General features: G+C 57.1%; 4 protein-coding genes. All 4 read left to right on the top strand.

Annotated elements, in window-relative coordinates:
* The first annotated feature begins 314 nt into the window (after positions 1–314).
* The 4 genes from HMPREF2879_RS09380 (at position 315) to HMPREF2879_RS09110 (ending at position 3,863) form a co-directional block, all read left to right on the top strand.
* Positions 315–1,760, top strand: coding sequence for a transcriptional initiation protein Tat (locus HMPREF2879_RS09380; RefSeq protein WP_138187128.1), 1,446 nt, complete (start codon positions 315–317; stop codon positions 1,758–1,760).
* 449 nt (positions 1,761–2,209) lie between these two features.
* Positions 2,210–3,445 carry a transcriptional initiation protein Tat gene (locus HMPREF2879_RS09115; RefSeq protein ID WP_246822950.1) on the top strand — a complete coding sequence of 412 codons (1,236 nt, stop codon included), beginning with the start codon at positions 2,210–2,212 and terminating at the stop codon, positions 3,443–3,445.
* A complete protein-coding gene (locus tag HMPREF2879_RS09580; protein WP_246822949.1) occupies positions 3,442–3,603 on the top strand; it encodes a hypothetical protein in 162 nt (53 codons plus the stop codon). Before HMPREF2879_RS09115 ends, HMPREF2879_RS09580 begins: the two co-directional genes overlap by 4 nt.
* 47 nt (positions 3,604–3,650) lie before the next feature.
* On the top strand, positions 3,651–3,863 hold the full coding sequence (locus HMPREF2879_RS09110; protein ID WP_141753041.1) for a hypothetical protein: 213 nt from the start codon (positions 3,651–3,653) through the stop codon (positions 3,861–3,863).
* Positions 3,864–3,979 lie beyond the last annotated feature (116 nt).

Below are 3,979 nucleotides of genomic sequence, written 5' to 3'. Positions count from 1 at the left end.
TTTTCGATGTCCAAGAAACGGGAGGCAGTTCAGTGCGCGCTCGTGGGGCTTTTCGTGTGCATAAAATGCAAAAATGTTGGGTTTGCGGCACGATAATCATGGCAGCGCGGAGATAGAACGTGTAGCCTAGTGGGGGTAAGTTCTTTAGAAAACACGGCATGGTCGCCGGGCTCAGGGAACTTTCCATTGATGCGCAGCATGTAGGTCTATGCTGGGTCATCAAAACTTTAAGAAACACCATGTAACCAACCCAGGATGGCGCGCCCCGGGATAGTGCGCACTGGGACGGTTGCACCAACCATTGAAGGACAGTGATGTCTCATATTTCTCGCCGTAAGGTCGTGAAGGGTGCCGCCTGGGCAACCCCTGTCATTGCGGCCTCTTCAGTAGTGCCAGCTTACGCTGCGTCTCCTGAATGTACTACTTTTTCAGACACGCCTTTTATCTCTATCAACGGCGATAATACCCGCCGTGTGGAAGAACAAGAATACGTTCACCGCCGCTACTCAGGTGTAAAGCTTCGATTTGAGTTGATTGGCGGCGCTGGGGCCACACTTCACGGAAAGAGCACTCGAGGGGGATCGGGCGCGAAAGTTACCGGAATCATAGATCTTGACACTCCAGCTATTGTCGAAGTTGTCGCGGGCGGCGGTGGTATGTTTGGGCTCCGCGGTTATGGACATGGTAAAGAGGAGGATTACAGCGAATATCGACTTGATGGTATTCAAGGTGGGGCAGGTTTCGGAGACGGAGGTAGTGTTCCCAGTGTAAGAATTCCTCAAGATATTATGCGTGAGGTCGAATCCCGCTGGGCAGAGGCTGGGCAGTGGGATAACAGTTACAATCCTCAGCTCCCCATGGACGAACTTCACGGTTGCCCTGGCGGCGGTTCGTCTGCTCTTCTCGTCAATGGGGAGGTCATCGCGGTTGCAGGTGGCGGCGGAGGCGGAGCTTTCATCGCGAAAACGTATACCACCCCACCTAACGCGCACCATTTCCCCGGTACTGTAAATGTTCGTATGATTGGTCCGGAAGACCTCACGAGTGGTCCTTCATATAGCGCGGGTGGATCAGCTGAACGAGCACGTGGGGATGATGCCACGGCCGGTCGTATGTACTACGCTCAGGACTCGCGTATTCACCTAAACGTTGAAGGCGGTAAGGGTGGAGGCAACGGCATCGGTGGTGCCGGTGGCATCAAGCCCACGGTGTTGAAGGGCACCCCTAACAGGGTCTTTAGCTTTAGCAGTCAGAATAACCAGGTCATTTATAGTTCTTCGACTGCAGGCAATCCTGGTACCGGTGGACTACAAGGCAAAGGTGGAGATGGCGTAGTTTCTATAAGCTACCAGCTTGATAACAACGAGCCAGAAGACGGATACCAGAAGAGTAACTTGGAAGTTATTGAAACCCCCGATGGTGACCGATACGAGATTGGGTACGAGGACGTAGCCCCCTACTTTAACGGCGCGCAGATTATTGTGTCCGGTGCTGGTGGCGGTGGCTACGGCGGTGGCGGCTCCGGTGCTGCCCTCTCACAGTCATGCATTACGATTGCCCAGAAATGGAATAACAACCCGAAGGGTATTCGACAGAGTGTGGGATATACATTGATAGCTGGTGCTGGAGGTGCAGGAGGGTCCTACCTTGCCCCAAATGTTATAGAAGGGGAAATTTCCAGCGCTAACAACGACCATGATGGACATCAGTTCGCATCTGACGGTAGCGTGGCAGTGTACCTCTGTGATCTTGGCTGGTAGTAATTTAGACGTCTATAACGGGTAGTCTTTGTCTGATGCGAAGCCCCGCGAGTGTGTATGCGCTCGCGGGGCTTTTGCGTGCCCGTAATATTTGGTCGCATAAGCAGAGATGACCCTCAACTAGAGCCTTATACCTGTAGGGTAGGAGAGGAGGTAACATCCGGCGCCGAACACACGGTTCGGTGTAGACTCCTCCCCGTTCTTAGACACCGGCCAGAATGAATAAAAGGGCAGTGCTGAGTGCATGAGCGGTGCACATATAGAGAAACACCAGGTCACCGTTTCCCAACCACGCACACCTGAAGCACCACATTTTCCGCTTCACAGCTGAGGCGGCAGTGTAGCACCTGATGAGCCCCGCCTCCGGGGAAACATCAGCCCGGCACAGCCTGCCGCCCCGCGCGCGGTAGGGGAGCGAGCACCTGAACTAACCACACCGAAGGACATTGATGTCTACTTACATTTCTCGCCGCAGGGTCGTTGCGGGTGCCGCGTGGGCAGCCCCCGTCATCGCCACCTCGGCTGCTGTTCCCGCGTTCGCTGCATCCCTGGACTGCGTCTTTGCCGAAAGCCCCCACAAGTTCTTGAGGGGATATAGTGACTATCGTGTAGAAGAGGAATTCACCGTCCCCGCTAACGTGCATAGGATCCGCTTCGATATTTTTGGTGGTGGTGGAGTCAGCGACACCGGCCACGAAAGCGGCTCGGGTGCCCGCGCGATTGGAATCGTTGAGGTGAAGCCAGGCCAGACGGTTCGTGTCATTGCTGGTGGCGGCTCCGGTGACGCCCGCACTCCCTATCCGTTTGGTCTTAAGACTGGCGGCCCGGCACGAGGCGGGCGTGGCTACGGCGACGGCGGCGACGCACCTCGATTCACCATGCCTGCCGAAGTGGTGGCTGAAGTGACCAAACGCTACCCGGGCGCCCTTAACTGGAGGGAACTTAAAGACGGTCCTAAGGGTACCGTTGAAGTTTATGGACACCCCGGTGGCGGCGCCTCGGCACTGCTGATTGACGGCGAAGTCATCGCTGTCGCCGGTGGTGGCGGTGGCGGAGGCATCACGTACTCCTACACCTCAGCGCCTCATGCTAAGCATTTCCCCGCTGTTCTTGATGTGAGCGTGACGAAGAATTACCACCCGACCGATCCGCCCATCCGCAGCTTTGCGGGTAGCGGTTTGAGCACTCGCGGCGAGGACGCCACTACGGGCACCCAGTTCTACACCCACAGCCTGAACACTAAGGTATCTGTTGACGGCGGTAAGGGTGGAAACAATGGCGCCGGTGGAGCGGGCGCTGCTAAGCCCGAGGTGCCGACCGGTAGCCCCAACCATATCTTTAGCTACGACAGCCAGAATAACCAGGTGCTGTACAGCTCTTCGGCCGCAGGTAACGCGGGCGGCTCCGGCTTTAAGGCTAAGGGCGGTAACGGCGCTGTCGCTTATAGCTACCAGCTCGACAATAACGACCCGAAGAACCTTGAAGTGCTGACTCTGCCCGGCGGCGAGCGCATCGAATTCTCTGCTGAGGAGACCGCTGCTGAGTTCAACGGCTACCAGTTCGCATGTCCGGAGGCGGTGGCGGCGGCTACGGCGGTGGTGGTTCGGGTGCTGCACTGGCGCTGTCTGCTATTACGACCATTCAGAAGTGGAATAACAACCCTGCGGGTATCCGCCAGAGCGTGAGCTACCTGCAGTTCTCCGGTGCCGGTGGTGCGGGTGGTTCGTACCTGTCGCCGCGTGTTATTCAGGGTGAACTCTCTAACTCTATGAACTCGATGAGGACCGGCATTAACGTCTATGACGGCGAGGCCAAGGTGTACCTCTGCGAGACTAAGGGTTAGTCTAACGCCCTCTGAAGGTTGAGGGGTAGAAAAGCCTGCGAGTGTATGTGCTCGCGGGCTTTTTCACGCCCGGAAACGCCGGCTCCAGCTACGCCATTAGCCCGGTCTGCGGCCTGGAATGGGTGCGCGGCGGCGCCGGTGGCGCTGGCGGATCCTACCTGGCGCCGAGCGTGCGTAATGGCGCAATCGTTGGCACTAAGGAGGCGCCGGCTGGCCCGAACGTGCGCGTGAACGGCATGGCGGAGGACCGCTTTAAATAAGCGGCTCAATCTGCTACATAACCGCAGAGGTTTCATGACCTCGGCTGGTTGCAGGCACGATAAGTTATGGGCATGCTAGAAGCGGGGAGCCTGGGATAGTACATCCCAGGCTCCCC

Source organism: Rothia sp. HMSC069C04 (genome assembly GCF_001812895.1).
Classification (GTDB): Bacteria; Actinomycetota; Actinomycetes; order Actinomycetales; family Micrococcaceae; genus Rothia.
Note: the sequence above shows the minus strand (reverse complement) of the source record. Positions and strands in the feature narration are given on the sequence as shown.